Origin of the sequence: Bacillus sp. 179-C3.3 HS (genome assembly GCF_047229225.1) — a bacterium.
GTDB lineage: Bacteria > Bacillota > Bacilli > Bacillales > Bacillaceae > Bacillus.
This window is the reverse complement of record NZ_JBFEFT010000002.1, coordinates 91,142-109,711: the sequence shown is the minus strand read 5'-3', so window position 1 is coordinate 109,711 and position 18,570 is coordinate 91,142. Positions and strand designations below refer to the sequence as shown.

Annotated in this window: 18 protein-coding genes; 11 read left to right on the top strand and 7 right to left on the bottom strand. The window is 40.8% G+C overall.

Annotation, left to right across the window (positions count from 1 at the left end):
• Window positions 1-97: 97 nt before the first annotated feature.
• The 3 genes from AB1K80_RS02235 to mreBH form a co-directional block, all read right to left on the bottom strand.
• Entirely contained in the window at window positions 98-1,330 is a 1,233-nt protein-coding gene (locus tag AB1K80_RS02235; RefSeq protein WP_412854989.1) for an aminopeptidase, read from the bottom strand.
• Window positions 1,331-1,434: 104 nt separating this feature from the next.
• Window positions 1,435-1,566 (bottom strand): protein YkpC, encoded by a 132-nt coding sequence (locus tag AB1K80_RS02230; RefSeq protein WP_412854988.1) that lies wholly within the window; start codon window positions 1,564-1,566, stop codon window positions 1,435-1,437.
• A 74-nt stretch (window positions 1,567-1,640) separates the two neighbouring features.
• Complete coding sequence (mreBH, locus tag AB1K80_RS02225) at window positions 1,641-2,648, bottom strand: rod-share determining protein MreBH (RefSeq protein WP_412854987.1); 1,008 nt, start codon at window positions 2,646-2,648, stop codon at window positions 1,641-1,643.
• Between the two features lie 262 nt (window positions 2,649-2,910).
• Here mreBH and AB1K80_RS02220 point away from each other — a divergent pair, with 262 nt between their 5' ends.
• The 5 genes from AB1K80_RS02220 (at window position 2,911) to ade (ending at window position 8,227) form a co-directional block, all read left to right on the top strand.
• Window positions 2,911-3,186: an AbrB/MazE/SpoVT family DNA-binding domain-containing protein gene (locus AB1K80_RS02220; RefSeq protein WP_412854986.1), complete on the top strand. Its 276-nt coding sequence runs from the start codon at window positions 2,911-2,913 to the stop codon at window positions 3,184-3,186.
• 181 nt (window positions 3,187-3,367) lie between these two features.
• Window positions 3,368-4,660, top strand: a complete 1,293-nt coding sequence (locus tag AB1K80_RS02215; RefSeq protein ID WP_412854985.1) for an ATP-binding protein — start codon at window positions 3,368-3,370, stop codon at window positions 4,658-4,660.
• 21 nt (window positions 4,661-4,681) lie between these two features.
• Complete coding sequence (locus AB1K80_RS02210; protein WP_412854984.1) at window positions 4,682-5,512, top strand: gamma-glutamylcyclotransferase; 831 nt, start codon at window positions 4,682-4,684, stop codon at window positions 5,510-5,512.
• Window positions 5,513-5,549: 37 nt separating this feature from the next.
• On the top strand, window positions 5,550-6,218 hold the full coding sequence (locus tag AB1K80_RS02205; RefSeq protein WP_412854983.1) for a potassium channel family protein: 669 nt from the start codon (window positions 5,550-5,552) through the stop codon (window positions 6,216-6,218).
• 272 nt (window positions 6,219-6,490) lie between these two features.
• Window positions 6,491-8,227 (top strand): adenine deaminase, encoded by a 1,737-nt coding sequence (gene ade, locus AB1K80_RS02200; RefSeq protein ID WP_412854982.1) that lies wholly within the window; start codon window positions 6,491-6,493, stop codon window positions 8,225-8,227.
• A gap of 79 nt (window positions 8,228-8,306) precedes the next feature.
• Here the strand turns inward: ade and rnjA are convergent, their stop codons facing one another.
• Together rnjA and AB1K80_RS02190 are read right to left on the bottom strand one after the other, a co-directional pair.
• Window positions 8,307-9,974, bottom strand: coding sequence for a ribonuclease J1 (gene rnjA, locus AB1K80_RS02195; RefSeq protein ID WP_008345116.1), 1,668 nt, complete (start codon window positions 9,972-9,974; stop codon window positions 8,307-8,309).
• Window positions 9,975-9,979: 5 nt separating this feature from the next.
• A complete protein-coding gene (locus AB1K80_RS02190) occupies window positions 9,980-10,189 on the bottom strand; it encodes a DNA-dependent RNA polymerase subunit epsilon (protein ID WP_412854981.1) in 210 nt (69 codons plus the stop codon).
• A 393-nt stretch (window positions 10,190-10,582) separates the two neighbouring features.
• On the opposite strand from AB1K80_RS02190, the gene AB1K80_RS02185 reads away from it, so the two are divergent.
• Entirely contained in the window at window positions 10,583-11,383 is an 801-nt protein-coding gene (locus tag AB1K80_RS02185) for a Cof-type HAD-IIB family hydrolase (RefSeq protein WP_412854980.1), read from the top strand.
• A gap of 18 nt (window positions 11,384-11,401) precedes the next feature.
• Here the strand turns inward: AB1K80_RS02185 and def are convergent, their stop codons facing one another.
• Together def and AB1K80_RS02175 are read right to left on the bottom strand one after the other, a co-directional pair.
• Window positions 11,402-11,959 (bottom strand): peptide deformylase, encoded by a 558-nt coding sequence (gene def / locus AB1K80_RS02180; RefSeq protein WP_412854979.1) that lies wholly within the window; start codon window positions 11,957-11,959, stop codon window positions 11,402-11,404.
• Between the two features lie 113 nt (window positions 11,960-12,072).
• The gene (locus AB1K80_RS02175) at window positions 12,073-12,243 is read right to left on the bottom strand and encodes a YjcZ family sporulation protein (protein WP_412855149.1); all 171 of its coding nucleotides are present in this window, start codon (window positions 12,241-12,243) and stop codon (window positions 12,073-12,075) included.
• Window positions 12,244-12,479: 236 nt separating this feature from the next.
• Between AB1K80_RS02175 and AB1K80_RS02170 the strand changes: the two genes are divergently transcribed.
• The 5 genes from AB1K80_RS02170 to lpdA all read left to right on the top strand — a co-directional run bounded on the left by AB1K80_RS02170 (window position 12,480) and on the right by lpdA (window position 18,507).
• Window positions 12,480-13,148: a YkyA family protein gene (locus tag AB1K80_RS02170; protein WP_412854978.1), complete on the top strand. Its 669-nt coding sequence runs from the start codon at window positions 12,480-12,482 to the stop codon at window positions 13,146-13,148.
• A 409-nt stretch (window positions 13,149-13,557) separates the two neighbouring features.
• Window positions 13,558-14,673, top strand: coding sequence for a pyruvate dehydrogenase (acetyl-transferring) E1 component subunit alpha (gene pdhA, locus AB1K80_RS02165; protein WP_412854977.1), 1,116 nt, complete (start codon window positions 13,558-13,560; stop codon window positions 14,671-14,673).
• A 3-nt stretch (window positions 14,674-14,676) separates the two neighbouring features.
• Window positions 14,677-15,654 (top strand): pyruvate dehydrogenase complex E1 component subunit beta, encoded by a 978-nt coding sequence (gene pdhB, locus AB1K80_RS02160; protein ID WP_412854976.1) that lies wholly within the window; start codon window positions 14,677-14,679, stop codon window positions 15,652-15,654.
• Window positions 15,655-15,752: 98 nt separating this feature from the next.
• Window positions 15,753-17,090: a dihydrolipoamide acetyltransferase family protein gene (locus AB1K80_RS02155; RefSeq protein WP_412854975.1), complete on the top strand. Its 1,338-nt coding sequence runs from the start codon at window positions 15,753-15,755 to the stop codon at window positions 17,088-17,090.
• A gap of 4 nt (window positions 17,091-17,094) precedes the next feature.
• Window positions 17,095-18,507: a dihydrolipoyl dehydrogenase gene (lpdA, locus tag AB1K80_RS02150; RefSeq protein ID WP_412854974.1), complete on the top strand. Its 1,413-nt coding sequence runs from the start codon at window positions 17,095-17,097 to the stop codon at window positions 18,505-18,507.
• Window positions 18,508-18,570 lie beyond the last annotated feature (63 nt).

Here is an 18,570-nt window from a genome sequence, read left to right as displayed (position 1 = left end):
GTAGATGGATGTCCGATAACGCACGAAGATGACAAAGGACGCTTTGATCATCAAAAGAAAAGCATCCATATAAAGATGGATGCTTTTTTATGTTCATTTAGAAAGCCCAGTTTCCTTGACGGAAGATTGGTTCCTGCTTACCGTCCTTTGTAATGCCGTCGATATTCATTTCCTTTGAACCAATCATGAAATCAACATGCGTAATACTATTGTTTACTCCAGCTGCGTCTAACTCTTCTCGATTCATTTCTTTTCCGCCTTCGATATTAAACGCATAACCGCTGCCGATCGCAAGGTGGTTTGATGCATTCTCATCATAAAGCGTATTGTAATAGAGAATGTTCGAATTTGAGATTGGCGAATCATCAGGCACGAGGGCAACCTCACCTAAATAATGAGACCCTTCATCTGTTTCAACAAGTGCTTTTAAAATGTCTTCGCCTTCTTTCGCTTTGACATCCACAATACGCCCGTTTTCAAATGTTAATGTAAAACCGTCAATGATATTACCACCATAGCTAAGCGGCTTTGTGCTAGAAACAGTTCCGTTTACACCGTCTTTTTTAGGCACTGTAAAGACTTCTTCTGTCGGCATATTTGCCATGAAAGTCACGCCTCTTTCGCTTACACTGCCAGCACCTACCCAAATATGCTGTTCTGGTAGCTCAATCGTTAAGTCAGTGCCTGGTGCTTGATAATGAAGCTTAAGGTAGTGACGCTTATTAAGCACATTTACTTTTTCATTGAGTGTTTCTTCATGCTGATCCCACGCGTCAACAGGGTTTTCAAGATCTGCGCGTGTGACTTTGAAAATTTGGTCCCATAGTAAAGTGACAGCTTCTTCGTCTGTATGGTCAGGGAAGATCTTTTTCGCCCAATCTTTTGACGCTGCGCCTACAACAGTCCAAGCGACTTTATCAGATTGAACGTATTGGCGATATGTTTGAAGGGCAGAACCCGCGGCTTTTTGCTGTAAGGCGATTTTCTTTGAATCGATTCCACTCAGGAGATCCGGGCTTTCTGACAAGATGGTAATAAAAGCGCCACCACGTTTTGCGATGGTCTCCATCATTTGTGCTTCCCACTCCGGGAATTGCTCGAACACCTCGTCAGGCGCATGCTCATATTTTAAACGAGTCACGATCCCATCATTCCAGCGAATATGTACATGTTTTGCTCCGCGTTCGTACGCGTGTTTTGTGACAAGTCGAACAAGCTCTACAGACTCAGTAGAAGCAGATACGACCACTTCTTGTCCTTTTTGAATATTGACACCGACCTCAACAATCAGCTTTGCATATTGGTCTAATTGTTTATTAAATGAACTCATCAAACCCCTCCTTTAGTCATGTTCATCATATCAGATTTGAATCAGAAAAGAAAAAGAGGAGCCGTGTTTCGGCAAAATAAAAAAGCCGCATTCACGCGACTTTTTTAACGATTCAATTGTTTTGCAGGCTGTGCGTTAGATGGGGGCATATGTGAAAAAGACAGGCTCATACCTCCTAAGATAATACCAGTCAAAATCACAGTCACAACGACCCGTTTTCCTAAATCAAGCAGCATGTTCTTCCTCCTTCTCGTTTATCCATTTCTCACAATATGATCGACATGATAAAAAAAGAAGTGGAATAGGAAGTTTATTTGATTGTTTTTTGTAATTTATCAATGACTTCTAATGAACGACCTGTTCCAATCGCAACCGATTCCAGTGGATTTGCTGCAATATGAACAGGGACGACAATCTCTTGAGAGAGCCATTCTTGAATCCCATTTAATAAAGCTCCGCCGCCAGTTAATATCACCCCGCGGTCTACAATATCACCACTAAGTTCTGGTGGGCTGTCTTCTAAAGTGGCACGTATCGCCTCTAAAATGTGAAGGAGAGATTCACGCATCGCGCCTTGAATTTCATTTGATTCAAGCATGATGGTTTTTGGAAGGCCTGTTACGAGATCACGTCCACGCACTTCTAATGACTGAGGTTCATGATCGATTAAGGCATAGCCAATCTCCATTTTCACTTGCTCAGCTGTGCGCTCTCCAATGAGCAGGTTGTACTTCTTTCTCACAAATGTAATGATATCGTCATCCAGTTGATCTCCGCCGATTCGAATGGAATGGCAAGAGACTACACCGCCAAACGAAATGATCGCTACTTCTGTTGTTCCTCCGCCGATATCAACGACGACATTGGCGACAGGCTCGTCTACCGGTAGATCTGCTCCAATTGCAGCGGCTACAGGTTCTTCAATTAAATGCACTTGTTTTGCTCCACAGTTCTTCACAGCATCGCTAATCGCACGCCGTTCCACAGCTGTTGAACCAGAAGGTGCACATACGACGACGGTCGGCTTTCTAAACGTGAATCCGATATTTTTCCCAGCCTTTTTCATTACTTTTTTAAGTAAATCAGTTGTCATATCATAATCAGCAATGACACCATCTTTCATCGGGCGTATTGCGACAATTTTCCCAGGGGTTTTACCGATCATATCTTTCGCTTCTGATCCGACTGCAAGAACAGTCTTTGTTTCTGTATCTACTGCCACAACGGACGGTTCATTTAGTATGATGCCTTTATTTTTACTATACACCAAGATGTTAGCTGTTCCTAAGTCAATTCCAATTTCAGTATGTTGAAACATGTTTTCACCCAATCTCTATTTTTGCTCTGATAAACATTTTTACATTTAAAAGTTCAGAGGAATGTTGGCATTTGTGGGGGTGTGTGACGACCTTGAAATGAATCTGTAAAATTCAAGTCTCATTTTGACAATCACAATAAAATTTTCTCAAGTATGAAACAATTTTATGCGGCAGAAACCTTATGAGAATCTCTTACGTCTACGCTATATCAATTAGTGAAAACAAATTGATCTTGAGCTCAAGAAAGGAAGAGGGAACAAAATGAAATCTATTGGAGTCGTAAGAAAAGTGGATGAGTTAGGTCGAGTTGTCTTACCCATCGAATTGAGAAAAGCGCTTGATATTCCAATAAAAGAAAGTATGGAATTTTTTATAGATGGAGATCAACTCGTTTTGAAAAAATATCAGCCTCAAGGTGCTTGTCTCATGACGGGTGAAATATCTTCTGAGAATCAAGTGTATGGTAACGGTCAAATCACGTTAAGTACGGAAGGGGCAGTCCTTTTGCTCAAAGAGCTGCAAAAAGCGCTTGTTTAACAGTAAAAGAATATCGCCTGTTCTCTTATTTTGTGCCGAGAACAAGCTTTATTTCGATCATTTTGACCTTTTTATGTGGAAATGGAAGAAAAAAATTCCTTAAAAATGCCGGAACGCCCTCAAAAAATAAGTTTAAAATGGTACAATTGACAAAGAATCTCAGGGCGGCAGGTGGAATCATTTGAACAAAACATATCAAGTACGGATTTTATTATCTGTGCTTGCCTTTATATTAATTGTGAGCTGGGATTTCTTTTATTATCTAGGCGGCTATCAAATTAACTGGCCGCTCGATCTAGCCTTTATCGTCGTTGTATTAGCAGGGATTTGGTACACCTCAGGGTATATCGACCGCTTAAATCTACTTGTATCAGATTTGAATCAAAGCGAAAAAGAAGCACATGAACTGACAGAGCGGCTGAATCGAATTACAGATAACTTGCAAGAAATCGTCTTCGAAACAAACGAGAAAGGTGAAATCATCTTTTTAAATCAAGCTTGGAAACAAATAACGGGTTATGACATAGATGAATGTCTTGGAACAATGTATAACGAATACTTTGATCGAGAAGAGCGTGTCATCCAACATTTGTTGTCTGTCTTAAAGGAGCATAAAGACGAAGGACGAGTCGAGGTCCAGCTTCTTCATAAAGAGGGGAAGAAGGTGTGGGGCGACGTACATTATAAGCTCTATTTTAATGAGCAGCACCAATTTACTGGTGGTATTGGAACAATTGCTGATATTACGGAACAAAAACAGGCGAAATTAGAGCTTGAGAGATCCAATCAGCAGTTACAAATGCAATCACAAAAGCTAGCACTAGCAGGGCAAATTGCTGCGGGAATTGCACATGAAGTCAGAAATCCACTGACTTCGGTGAATGGTTTTTTACAGTTGATGAAAACACAATATCCTGAAAGAACCGATTACTTTGACATCATTTTTTCCGAAATTAAACGGATTGATTTTGTTTTAAGTGAACTGCTTGTATTAGCAAAGCCTCAATCAGTGAATTTTGAAGAGGTCCAGCTACATGAATTGTTAGAACAGGTCATCACTTTATTAAATACGAATGCAGTGCTTGCTAATATTCACATCAAGCAACCATTTAAAAAGCAAGATGTTGGCGTCATTTTAGCAGATGCGAACCAGATGAAACAGCTATTCATTAATTTGATTAAAAATGCCATTGAAGCGATGCCAGAAGGTGGCAACATATACATATCGACTGAGAAAATGTTAAATGAATGGAAAATCACCATTCAAGATGAAGGAAAAGGAATGTCTGCTCAGGACATTCAAAAAATGTATGACCCATTCTTCTCTACTAAAAAGGACGGGACAGGGCTTGGCTTAACCATATGTGCCACGATATTAAAAGATCATCATGGAAGAATGGATGTATCGAGTGAGCTAGGAAAGGGAACGGTTTTCCGTATTTATTTACCTGTATACCAAACAAGTAGAGCATAAAATGAAAGGCCGTGATTCGATATGGCAACCATTTTTGTCTATGGAACACTTCTAAGGCATGAAGTGCACCATAAGGAATATATGAACGAGGGAACGTTATTAGCCAAATCAGCCTCGATAAAAGGGAAGTTATACGTGACAAGTGATGGAACTCCTGCCTGTGTGGTAGAGGAGGATGGGATGGTATATGGTGAATTGTACGAGGTGTCGTCTGATACGCTGCATAGGATTTCTCTCGTCGAGGAAGGGTATGACAAGCAGGCACTTGATGTGATGACAGATCAGGGGCAAAAGAAAGCACTCGTTTTCACATTGCCTAAGCCAAAGATAGAGGGGATGCAACAGATTGAAAGTGGCAGCTGGAAAGAATATAAGCTGTGGCAAAGTAAATCGTCAACCTTCTATTATTTTGCATATGGTTCTTGCATGGATGATGCTAGGTTTAAATTGGCGAACGTTGACCATTACTTCAAGAGAATCATCGGTGGTGGCACATTAAAGCAGTTTACTACGAGATTTACATTATTACGCCATGATGGATCAAGAGCCGACATGGTCGAAGATGGTGGGGAAACAGAAGGGGTTTTATATGAAGTGCCGTTTGATGCCATCCGTTATTTATATAAACGAGAAGGTGTAAACGAACGCACATACAGACCTGCTTTTGTCGATGTGAAAATAGGAGATCGCACGTATGAGGACTGTGTGACATTTCTAGTCCAGCAAAAAAGTAAAGAAGTTGCGCCGCCAGATCATTATCGCCATGAAATAGAGAAGGGGGCAGATCGCTATTTAAGCGAAGCGTTTTGTAAAAAAATTCGCTCCCATATGGATTCATTGGTCAAACCGTAGTACAATGCTGGGTAAGTGAGATAAAAGGAGTCTTAACATGAAAAAGGAATATGCAGTCATTGGTCTCGGTCGCTTTGGCGGAAGTATTTGCAAGGCGCTGAGCGAAGAAGGACTTGAAGTAATGGCAATGGATATGAATGAAGACCGAGTGAATGAATATGCAAAAATTGCATCGCATGCTGTGATCGGTGATTCGACAGATGAATCTGTGTTGAAAAACCTTGGTATTCGTAATTTTGACCATGTCATCGTCGCGATTGGAGAGAATATACAAGCTAGTATTTTGACAACCATTATGCTGAAAGAACTTGGCGTTAAAATGGTGACAGTGAAAGCCAATAATGACTACCATGAGAAGGTTTTAAACAAAATTGGAGCAGATCGTATTGTTCATCCAGAAAGAGATATGGGCAGACGAATTGCACATAAGATCATTTCGAATAATGTGTTAGATTATTTAGAGCTGTCAGATGAGTACAGTCTGATTGAAATCGTCGCAAATAGTAGACTTGCTGGTAACACCCTTCTCGATCTAGATATTAGGGCGAAATACGGCATTAATATTGTAGCGATTAAGCGCGGGAAGGAAATTATTGTATCTCCGTTAGCTGATGAAATGATTCAAAAAGAAGACGTACTGATCGTCATCGGCGCAGTCGCCGATATTGGGCGTTTTGAAAAACGAGAAATGCAGAACGAATACTAAACACTCCGTTGTGGGGTGTTTTTTTAAATGAACATGTCCTCATCGGGTGGACAACGAGTGAGAAAGGCACATACAAAATGAGGTGGAATACGGCTAAAAAAAGAAAGAAAACACCTTCACGCATAAGAGTGTTTTTTCTCTCAATTTCCACTATTCAGAAATAAAAGACAGTCTTTTGATAGAGGCATTTTTCTCCTAATTTTATTGACTGAGCTAACAGATTCGTTTACGATAAGAAACATTATATTGTTTACTAGGAGGAGGCAGAGTCTTTGGATAAAGAGCTTTTCAGACATCAAATTGAGGTAGCTGCAAGAAGGAAAAAGGCAGCCTTAGTAATCAAACATGCGAAGGTGATGGATGTGTTTAACCAGGAATGGTTACACGCTGATGTCGCGATTGAAAATGGAAAAATTGTAGGGATTGGTGAGTACGACGGAGATAGTGAAATCGATGCTGCTGGTCAAATGCTCGTACCTGGCTTTATTGATGGTCACGTTCATATTGAGTCATCTATGGTGACCCCTGCTGAATTTTCCAAGGCTGTCGTTCCTCACGGTGTGACAAGTGTCGTCACCGATCCACATGAAATTGCCAATGTTTCAGGTGTTACTGGCATTCGTTTTATGTTGGAAGAAGCGAGAAAAGCTGCTTTAAATATATACTTCATGCTGCCATCTTGTGTACCGGCAGTCAGTTTTGAACGATCAGGTGCAACACTCAAAGCCAAAGATTTGAAACCACTCTATCAAGAGGAAGAAGTGCTCGGTCTAGCTGAAGTGATGGACTATGTTGCGGTTGAACACGCAGAAGAAGATATGGTTCAGAAACTACTTGATGCACAAAACGAGAACAAATTGATTGATGGGCATCTAGCAGGCTTAACAGACCGATTAATAAACGTTTACAGGACGGCGAATATTCAAACAGATCATGAGGTAACAACGGCTCAAGAAGCCCTTGAACGTGTAAAACGAGGCATGTACGTCATGCTAAGAGAAGGCTCTGTGGCCAAAAACGTCAAAAATGTGTTACCAGCTGTAAATGAGAAAAATGCAAGACGATTTTTCTTTTGTACTGATGATAAACATTTAGATGATCTAATGGCACAAGGAAGTATTGACGAACAAGTGCGGATGTCGATTAAAGAAGGATTAGATCCATTTTTAGCGTATCAAATGGGCAGCTTAAATGCTGCGGAGTGCTTTGGCCTCAAAACAAAAGGAGCGATTGCACCAGGATTTGACGCTGACTTCATGTTGATTTCTGACCTGGATCAAGTGAAGATCACAAGTGTATTTATTGCAGGAGAGCTAGTCGCGCAAAATGGAGACTATCTACCAGTTGTAGAAAAGGTGACACCTAGCTCTACATTATTACAATCTGTACATGTCGTGGATATACAGAAGCAAGATCTAGCGCTAACTTTATCGGACCATCAGCCGATGAATGTCATTCGTATTATCCCGAATCAGCTCGAAACAAAGTTAGAACAAGTGTCTCCTTCAAGTATGGAGGGACAATTCACGAGTGATACAGACCGAGATGTATTAAAAATTGTACTTGTCGAACGTCATCAACGTTTATCTGAAATTGGGATAGGGGTTGTCAGTGGCTTCGGTTTGAAAAAGGGTGCCATTGCCACAACGGTTGCACATGATTCACATAACTTAATTGCAGTCGGTACAAATGACGAGGACATCATTAAAGCAATCGAGACATTAAAAGAGGCAGGTGGCGGTTTAACCGTTGTGAATGAAGGACAGGCTCTTCATACACTCCCATTGCCGATCTCTGGGTTATTGTCTGACCAATCGGCACATGCGGTTAATGAGAGTCTCCATGTTCTTCATGACGCATTAAAAGAGACAGGCTTTGCCCTAGACTTCAATCCATTCCTCACGCTATCATTTTTGGCGCTTCCAGTCATACCTGACGTGAAAATGACCACAAAGGGATTGTTTGATGTCAAGAACTTTCAGCATCTCCCAATTCAATCAGAAAAATAGAATCAATCCGAATCCTCATCTCCAGATAAAAGGATTCAAAAAAAAGACATCGCCTATTGGCATGTCTCTTTTTGCTGATTTATACTTCCATAATGATCGGTAAGATCATAGGACGACGTCTTGTTTTTTCATAAAGGAATGGTGCAAGTGTATCAGTAATTTCGTTCTTAATTTCTGACCATTGAGTCGTCTTGCGCTCCATTACTTTTTCAAGATGTTTTGAAATTAAATCTTGTGCATCGTTAATGAGGTCCCCAGATTCTCTCATGTAGACAAAACCTCTTGAGATCAAATCAGGTCCAGCAGAAATTTTGAATTCTTTCATATCCATGCTGACCACAACAATAACAAGACCTTCTTCTGATAGAATACGGCGGTCTCTTAACACGATGTTGCCGATATCGCCAATACCGCTACCGTCGATATATACGTTACCTGATGGAATTTTGCCAGCGACACTTGCTTCGTCACCTTTTAGTGCAAGAACTTCACCGTTATCCATGATGAAGCAGTTTTCCTCAGGAATTCCGCAATCATTCGCCAATTTAATATGCGTTTTTTGCATACGGTACTCACCGTGAATTGGCATAAAGAACTTTGGTTTGATTAAACGGAGCATGAGCTTTTGTTCTTCTTGTCCACCGTGACCAGATGTATGAATGTTATTCAGTGAACCATGAATGACTTCAGCACCAGCACGGTATAGCTGGTTAATGGTACGACTGACGCTAATATTGTTACCTGGGATCGGTGAAGATGAGAACACAACTGTGTCTCCAGGATTAATTGAAATCTGGCGGTGTGTACCGTTCGCAATACGAGAAAGAGCTGCCATCGGTTCACCCTGACTACCAGTACAAAGGATGGTCACTTTGTTGGCTGGAAGGCGGTTGATCTCATTGTGTTCAATGAACGTATTTTTTGGACATTTGATATACCCGAGTTCTTGTCCAATATCAATCGCAGACTCCATGCTACGCCCAAATACAGCGACCTTTCGGCCATTGGCGACAGCAGACTCAATGACTTGCTGAAGTCTGTGAATGTTTGAAGCAAATGTCGCAAAGATAATTCGTCCATCTACTTTTCTAAAAATATCATCAATGCTTTCACCTACGCGTCTTTCAGACATCGTAAACTCTGGGATCTCACTGTTTGTACTATCAGAAAGAAGACAAAGGACACCTTCCTTACCGATTTCCGCCATTTTTGTTAAATTGGCAGGTTCGCCAACTGGCGTAAAGTCGAACTTGAAATCACCAGTATGTACGATGTTACCAGGTGGAGTCTTGACGACAATTCCATAGGAATCTGGGATACTGTGTGTTGTTCTAAAGAAAGAAACAGCCGTTTTTCTGAATTTAATGGTGTCTTCTTCTTCAAAAATGTGTAGCTTTGTTTGTCTAAGCAGTCCATGCTCTTCCAGTTTGTTACGAAGTAGGCCGATTGCGAGTTTGCCTCCGTATACTGGGATATTCACTTGCTTTAGAAGATAAGGGATTCCACCAATATGGTCTTCATGTCCGTGAGTAATGAAAAGACCTTTAATTTTATCTTCGTTTTTCACTAAATACGTATAGTCAGGGATGACGTAATCAATGCCAAGAAGCTCATCTTCTGGGAACTTAATTCCCGCATCAATTAAAATGATTTCATCTTGAAATTGAACGCCATACGTGTTTTTACCGATCTCGCCTAAACCGCCGAGCGCAAAAACTGCCGCCTGATCGTTTTTTACAAATTTCATTCCTCTCATAGCTCCAATACTTTAAAATTTTCACTTTCTCGTTCATAGTCTAAAAAAGCACCGTCTACAGGCTGAATGAATTCAATATTGTAGTCATGTTTTTTTAACTTATCGCGTACGTCTCTTTCAGAAACAGCTTCGACGTATAGTGAATTTGTGTGCTCTCTTACAGGTACCTCAGTCGTACTTGCCTGAAAATATACCTTATATATCATCCAAATCTCTCCTTAAATACCGTATGTTACACTCGCTAATTCTATTATATTAAAAAAACACGCATAAGAAAAGACTCTGAGGAAAAAGGACCTTCGGCAATGTGCGGAAGATCCTTTTAAGCAATGGATTTTTTACGAAGCATGTCCTTCCATTGTCTTCGAATTTTGTTGCGTAGACGACGAAGCATCGCGGATCACATCCTTTCGCTATAGGTTATGTTAGATAGTATGTTCCGTTCTCTATTTCTATTTGTATTATATGTTGTTTCGATTGAATGTTACATGGTGATATGTGGGAAATGGGCGTTTTTTAGAGAAGGAGTTTCGCAAGAGGACATCTTTCGGTATGATGAAGGGGAGAGGGTACATATAACAAGAGACAGGAGACATGATATGAATAAAAAAGTCATCTTCTTTGATATCGACGGTACTTTATATGATCATGATAAGAACATACCTGAATCAACGAAGCAAGCTGTTCAATTACTAAAAGAAAAAGGACACCATCTCTTCATAGCATCTGGTCGTTCCCCATTTCTCATTCAACCCGTTTTAGAAGAATTAGCACTGGATTCATATATAGCGTACAACGGTCAATATGTTGTGTATGAAGGAAAAGTGATTTATCAGAATCCTCTTAAATTGGAGCTGATGGAGCAAATATACGAGATGGCACATTCTCATGATCACCCACTTGTATTTTTGGGGGAAGAGGAGATGAAGGCTTCTGTACCTGATCATCCATTCGTACATGAAGGAATCGGCACGTTAAAAACAGCCCATCCTGAGCATGATTTGTCTTTCTTTAAGGAACACGACATTTATCAGATGCTCTTATTCTGTAAGGCGGAAGAGGAAATGACTTATCAGGCATTCCGCGAAGACATTGATCTTGTGAGATGGCACGAGCTGTCAACAGATGTCTTGCCAAAAGGCGGTTCAAAAGCCGAAGGCATTAAAAGAGTCATTGAGAGACTCCCGTATGACATAAAAGATACAGTGGCATTTGGAGATGGATTAAACGATAGAGAAATGATTTCGTTTGTTGGAACGGGTGTTGTCATGGGGAATGCAGTCAGTGAACTGAAAACACTAGCTGATTTTGTGACAAAGCCAGTTGATGAGGACGGCATCCTACATGCAGTAAACGAATTAGGATTCATTGAAAATGAAAAAAGAAGGCCCGTGCGATGAGCAGGGTCTTCTTTTCGTTTAATTTCTCCCAATTGCGACCGCATTTTCTGGCTCCGCAAAAGGCTGATCTTTTTGAATATGATCATAAAACATGATGCCGTTCAAATGGTCAATTTCATGCTGGAAGACGATAGCAGGAAATCCTTTTAAGCGGATATCGATGTCTTCGCCATCGAGCGTTGTGGCTTTCACTCTAATTTTTTCATAACGAGGAACAAATCCGGGGATGGCTTCATCAACAGATAAGCATCCTTCTCCAGCTGCCAAATAGGTTCGTTTGACTGAATGGCTCACAATACGAGGGTTAAATAAAGCATAACTATATTCTTGACCGTCTTCATCCTCACAGTGAACGGCAATCATACGCTTCGGAATATTGATTTGAGGGGCAGCCAAGCCAACTCCGGGTCTTAGTCCATATTTTTTGGCCAACTCTTCATCTTGGCTGTTTTTGACGAATTCAATCATTTCAGTTAACTGCTGTTTTTCTTCTTCTGTCGGCGGAAGCTCTACTGCTTCAGCGGTTTGTCTTAAGACGGGATGCCCGTCTCGTACGATATCATCCATGGTAATCACAAAACTTCACTCCTAAATTCCTTTGTATGTAAAGTATATAAAATGATACACAACATATGCAATCAAATAAAGAAGACCGGTCGTATGAGACCGGTCAGAGGCTTTGAAAGCCATTAGCAGCCGCAGCCGCCACCTAAGAATGCTGCACCTACAATGATCAAAAGGATAAATAGGACGACGATTAAAGCGAATGTACGTCCGCCGCCGTATCCATAACCGTAACTTGGATAGCAGCAGCCACCACCACCGTATCCATAACCGTAACCGCCATATCCACCATACATACTTCCATGACTATAATTAGACATATTTTTGACCTCCTTTGGAAATACACTTGGCCTCAAAGAAGTGAAGGCGAAGCGTGTAATATAAACTATGTATGAATGCACTATTTGTATAGTCAGGAGCCTATTGCATGAAAAAATATTCAACTCTTAGAGGGGAACTACTTTTCTTGTCACAAAACAAGATAAAAATTATAGTGGTATGTGGAGATCGCGATCGAGAGGGGGACATTGTCATGAGACATGTAAAAAGACGCATCAAGACGGGTGCTATTTCATTAGGGGTATGCACTCTTTTGTTGACTGGCTGCGGAGGACAAAGTCCATTTGACGATATGCAAGATGCCCTAATGAAAATGAGTGGAAAAGAGGCATCGTTTGAGAAAGAACAAGACAAACTGCAAGACTACGAAAAAAATGAGCAACAGTTATATACAAAAATGATTCAATCCACAAAAGACCAGACAAAAACGATTGGCAGTCTATCTGATCAGGCACTTGCCTCGGCCAAAAAGCGTGAAGAGCATTTAAAAACAGAAAAAGCCAGCATGGACCAATCGAAAAAAGAACTTCAAACGGTGAAGAATGCTGCAGAACGGGTGAAAGACCAGAAACTAAAAGAGAAAGCAGACAAAACCGTCGCCTCAATTGAAAAGAGATATGCCTCTTATGACCAGCTATACCTTGAGTATCAAAAGGCATTAAAACAAGATCAACAATTGTACAAAACCTTTAAGAAGAAAAACTTAGGGTATCAGGAGTTAAAATCGAAGCTGGCATCAGTGAATCGATCCTATCGTAACGTGAGAAAAGAAAGCAGGAAATTCAACAAATATACACAACAATTGAACGAGAATAAACAAGCTTTATACAAATCGGCAGATAAAAATATGAAAAAGAGCTGAAAAACAGCTCTTTTTTTATTTTTCGACAAAAACAAACAAATGCTATTCTAGTACAGTGACACAACCTATACTAGTACAGTTTGTGCTGTTTGTTAAACAGATTGATACAGCCCTGATAAAAAAGTAAAGCGAATTCATTTATTTAAATAAAGCCGTTAAATCAATTGACGGACTATTTTTCTTGTTGTAAACTAATCCTTGTTAACAGAAGTTGTATTAGTTTTTTGTGAACTATCGTTAATACAGTTAGAAGGGCTCAAAAAATAGCGGACATCAAATGTTTCGACAACGATGATTGTGGCTATTATATACAGGAGTCACATGAGTACTTTGGGTTATCCTATATCTGTATGTATAAATGAATTCACGACAAATTGACTGTTAAAAGAAAGGAAGAGGTGACTTTAGAATGGCTGCAAAAACAAAAAAAGCAATTGTTGATAGCAAAAAGCAATTTGATGCCATCAAAAAGCAGTTTGAAACGTTTCAAATTTTAAACGAAAAAGGCGAAGTCGTAAACGAAGCGGCAATGCCAGATCTTTCAGATGACCAATTAAAAGAATTAATGCGCCGTATGGTGTTTACACGTGTATTAGATCAACGTTCAATTTCATTGAACCGTCAAGGACGTCTAGGCTTCTACGCACCAACAGCTGGACAAGAAGCTTCTCAGCTTGCAACTCACTTTGCACTTGAGAAAGAAGATTTCATTCTTCCAGGATATCGTGATGTACCACAATTAATCTGGCACGGACTTCCATTAACAAAAGCGTTCTTGTTCTCTCGTGGACACTTTGTTGGAAACCAAATGCCTGAAGATGTCAATGCACTTTCTCCGCAAATCATTATCGGTGCACAAATCATCCAAGCTGCTGGTGTAGCTCTTGGTATGAAAAAGCGCGGTAAAAATGCTGTTGCGATTACGTACACTGGTGATGGTGGAGCTTCACAAGGTGATTTCTATGAAGGAATTAACTTTGCAGGAGCTTACAAAGCGCCAGCAATCTTTGTTGTGCAAAACAACAGATATGCGATCTCAACTCCTGTTGAAAAGCAATCTGCTGCACAAACAATTGCACAAAAAGCAGCTGCAGCTGGAATCGTCGGCGTACAAGTAGACGGTATGGATGCATTAGCTGTTTATGCAGCAACTGCTGAAGCTCGTGAGCGTGCTGTAAATGGTGAAGGTCCAACATTGATCGAAACTCTTACATTCCGTTACGGCCCACATACAATGGCTGGTGACGATCCAACAAGATATCGTACAAAAGAAGATGAAAACGAGTGGGAGCAAAAAGATCCATTAGTACGCTACCGCAAATTCTTGGAAAACAAAGGCCTATGGTCTGAAGAAGAAGAGAATAAAGTCATCGAAGATGCAAAAGAACAAATCAAACAAGCAATCAAAGAAGCTGACGAACAGCCTAAGCAAAAAGTCACTGACTTGATTGAAAATATGTACGAAGTTCAACCATATAACCTAGTTGAACAGCTTGAAATTTACAAACAGAAGGAGTCGAAGTAAGCCATGGCGCAAATGACAATGATTCAAGCGATCACTGATGCGTTACGCACAGAACTGAAAAATGACGAAAACGTTCTTGTTTTCGGAGAAGACGTTGGTTTAAACGGCGGCGTATTCCGTGCGACTGAAGGATTGCAAAAAGAGTTTGGTGAGGATCGTGTATTCGATACTCCACTTGCTGAATCTGGTATTGGCGGTCTTGCAATTGGCCTTGGACTACAAGAATTCCGCCCAGTAATGGAAATCCAATTCTTCGGATTCGTTTACGAAGTATTAGATTCTGTATCTGGACAAATGGCTCGTATGCGCTACCGTTCTGGTGGACGTTGGCACTCTCCAGTGACAATCCGTTCTCCATTTGGTGGAGGGGTTCATACACCTGAGCTTCACGCTGATAGCTTAGAAGGTCTTGTAGCACAGCAACCAGGTATCAAGGTTGTTATTCCTTCAACACCTTACGATGCAAAAGGATTACTGATCTCTGCTATTCGCGACAACGATCCAGTTGTATTCCTTGAGCACATGAAACTTTATCGCTCTTTCCGTCAGGAAGTTCCTGAAGAAGAGTACACAATTGAAATCGGTAAAGCTGACGTGAAACGTGAAGGAACAGATCTTTCAATCATCACTTACGGTGCAATGGTTCACGAATCACTTAAAGCTGCTGAAGAGCTTGAAAAAGAAGGCGTATCTGCAGAAGTCATTGACCTTCGTACAGTGAGCCCACTTGATATTGAAACAATCATTGCTTCTGTTGAAAAAACAGGTCGTGCGATTGTGGTTCAAGAAGCACAAAAACAAGCAGGTATTGCTGCAAACGTAGTAGCTGAAATCAACGATAGAGCAATCCTTAGCCTAGAAGCACCAGTACTTCGTGTAGCTGCACCTGATACTGTATTTGCTTTCTCTCAAGCTGAAACTGTATGGCTTCCAAACCATAAAGACGTGCTTGAAACAGCTAAGAAAGTTCTTGAATTTTAATTAAATGACAGTGGGGGAAAAGAATTTATTTCTCTTCCCCTTTATCAATTACATCTTAATCGTGTATTTATACACAACAAATCTAGGAGGCGAAAACAGTGGCATTTGAATTTAAACTTCCGGACATCGGAGAAGGTATCCACGAAGGTGAGATCGTTAAGTGGTTTGTAAAACCAAACGATGAAATAAATGAAGATGATGTTTTAGCAGAGGTACAAAATGATAAAGCAGTTGTAGAAATTCCTTCACCTGTAAAAGGAAAAGTATTAGAATTAAAAGTTGAAGAGGGAACAGTTGCAACTGTAGGACAAACAATTATTACGTTTGACGCACCTGGTTATGAAAATCTTCAATTTAAAGGCAGCGAAGATGAAGGCGAAGCAAAAACTGAAGCGCAAGTTCAAGCTACTGCTGAATCTGGTAATGAGCCAGAGAAGAAAGAAGTGGCACAAGATGCTCCAGCAGCAACTGGCGCAGGCGCTCAAGAGCAAGTGGATGCTGATCCAAACAAACGCGTCATCGCGATGCCATCTGTACGTAAATATGCACGTGAAAAAGGCGTTGGAATTTACAAAGTTGCAGGTACTGGTAAAAATGGCCGTGTCTTAAAAGAAGATATCGACAGCTTCATCAATGGTGGTTCTGTAGCTCAAGAAGCAGCACCTCAAGCAGCTGAAAGTGCACAAGAAGCAGCAGCTCCAAAAGCGGCAGCAGCTCCAGTTCTAGAAGGAGAATTCCCAGAAACTCGCGAGAAAATGAGCGGAATCCGCAAAGCAATCGCGAAAGCAATGGTGAACTCTAAGCATACAGCTCCTCACGTTACATTAATGGATGAAGTAGATGTCACAAACCTTGTTGCACATCGTAAACAATTCAAACAAGTTGCAGCTGATCAAGGAATCAAGTTAACTTACTTGCCGTACGTTGTTAAAGCTCTAACTTCTGCTTTGAAAAAGTACCCAGTACTGAACACGTCTATTGATGATAAAACAGACGAAGTTGTTCAAAAGCATTACTACAACATCGGAATTGCAGCTGACACTGAAAAAGGCTTGCTTGTTCCTGTTGTGAAAAATGCAGATCGCAAAGCAATTTTCGAAGTATCTAGCGAAATCAATGAGCTTGCAACTAAAGCACGTGATGGTAAATTGGCTCCAGCTGAAATGAAAGGTGCATCTTGCACAATCACTAACATCGGTTCTGCTGGTGGACAATGGTTTACACCTGTTATTAACCACCCAGAAGTAGCGATCCTTGGTATTGGCCGAATCGCTGAAAAAGCAGTTGTACGTGATGGTGAAATCGTTGCAGCGCCAGTCTTAGCTCTTTCCCTAAGCTTTGACCACCGTATGATTGATGGTGCTACAGCGCAAAATGCTCTTAACCACATCAAGCGTTTACTGAATGATCCACAATTAATTTTAATGGAGGCGTAATGTCATGGTAGTAGGAGATTTCCCAATCGAAACAGATACTCTTGTCATCGGTGCAGGTCCTGGTGGTTATGTAGCTGCGATTCGTGCTGCACAACTTGGACAAAAAGTAACAATCGTTGAAAAAGGAACGCTTGGCGGTGTATGTCTAAATGTGGGCTGTATCCCTTCAAAAGCGTTAATCAATGCTGGCCATCGTTTTGAAAATGCGAAGCATTCTGAAGACATGGGAATCAAAGCTGAAAACGTAACAGTTGACTTTACAAAAGTTCAAGAGTGGAAAGCTTCTGTTGTGAACAAATTAACAGGTGGAGTTCAAGGTCTTCTAAAAGGAAATAAAGTAGACATCGTAAAAGGTGAAGCTTATTTCGTAGACAGCAACTCTGTACGTGTAATGGATGAAAATTCAGCACAAACGTATACATTCAAAAATGCAATCATTGCAACTGGATCACGTCCAATTGAATTGCCTACATTCAAATACACTGATCGTGTGATCAACTCGACTGGTGCTTTAGCTCTTAAAGAAGTACCTAAAAAGTTAGTTGTGATCGGTGGCGGATACATCGGTACTGAGCTTGGAACGGCTTATGCAAACTTTGGAACAGAAGTTGTCATCCTTGAAGGTGGAGACGAAATCCTTCCAGGTTTTGAAAAGCAAATGAGTTCTTTGGTAAAACGTAACCTAAAGAAAAAAGGAAACGTTGAAATCCATACAAAAGCTCTTGCAAAAGGCGTTAATGAAACGTCTGATGGTGTCACAGTTACATTTGAAGTAAAAGGTGAAGAAAAAACAGTTGATGCTGACTACGTACTTGTGACAGTTGGTCGTCGTCCAAACACTGATGAGCTTGGTCTTGAGCAAGTAGGTGTTGAATTGACAGACCGTGGCGTGATCAAAACTGATAAACAGTGCCGTACAAGTGTATCTAATATCTTTGCCATTGGTGATATCGTTGAAGGTCCACCACTTGCACACAAAGCTTCTTACGAAGGTAAAATTGCGGCTGAAGCAATCGCTGGAGAGCCAGCTGAAATTGATTACCTTGGTATTCCTGCTGTTGTATTCTCTGAGCCAGAACTTGCAACAGTTGGTTATACAGAAGCAGAAGCAAAAGAAGAAGGAATCGAGATCGTTGCAGCGAAATTCCCATTCGCAGCTAACGGACGTGCACTTTCTCTTGATGCAACAGATGGCTTCATGAAAATGATCACTCGCAAAGAAGATGGTCTAGTCATCGGTGCACAAATTGCAGGTGTTGGCGCTTCTGACATGATTTCAGAGCTTAGCCTTGCAATTGAAGCTGGTGTGACAGCTGAAGACATCGCAATGACAATTCATGCACACCCAACTTTAGGTGAAATCACAATGGAAACGGCTGAAGTTGCAATCGGAAGCCCAATCCATATCGTAAAATAATGAACAAGTAACCCCCTCATAATATGAGGGGGTTTTTCATAGAGATGATATAAGTGCAGTAAA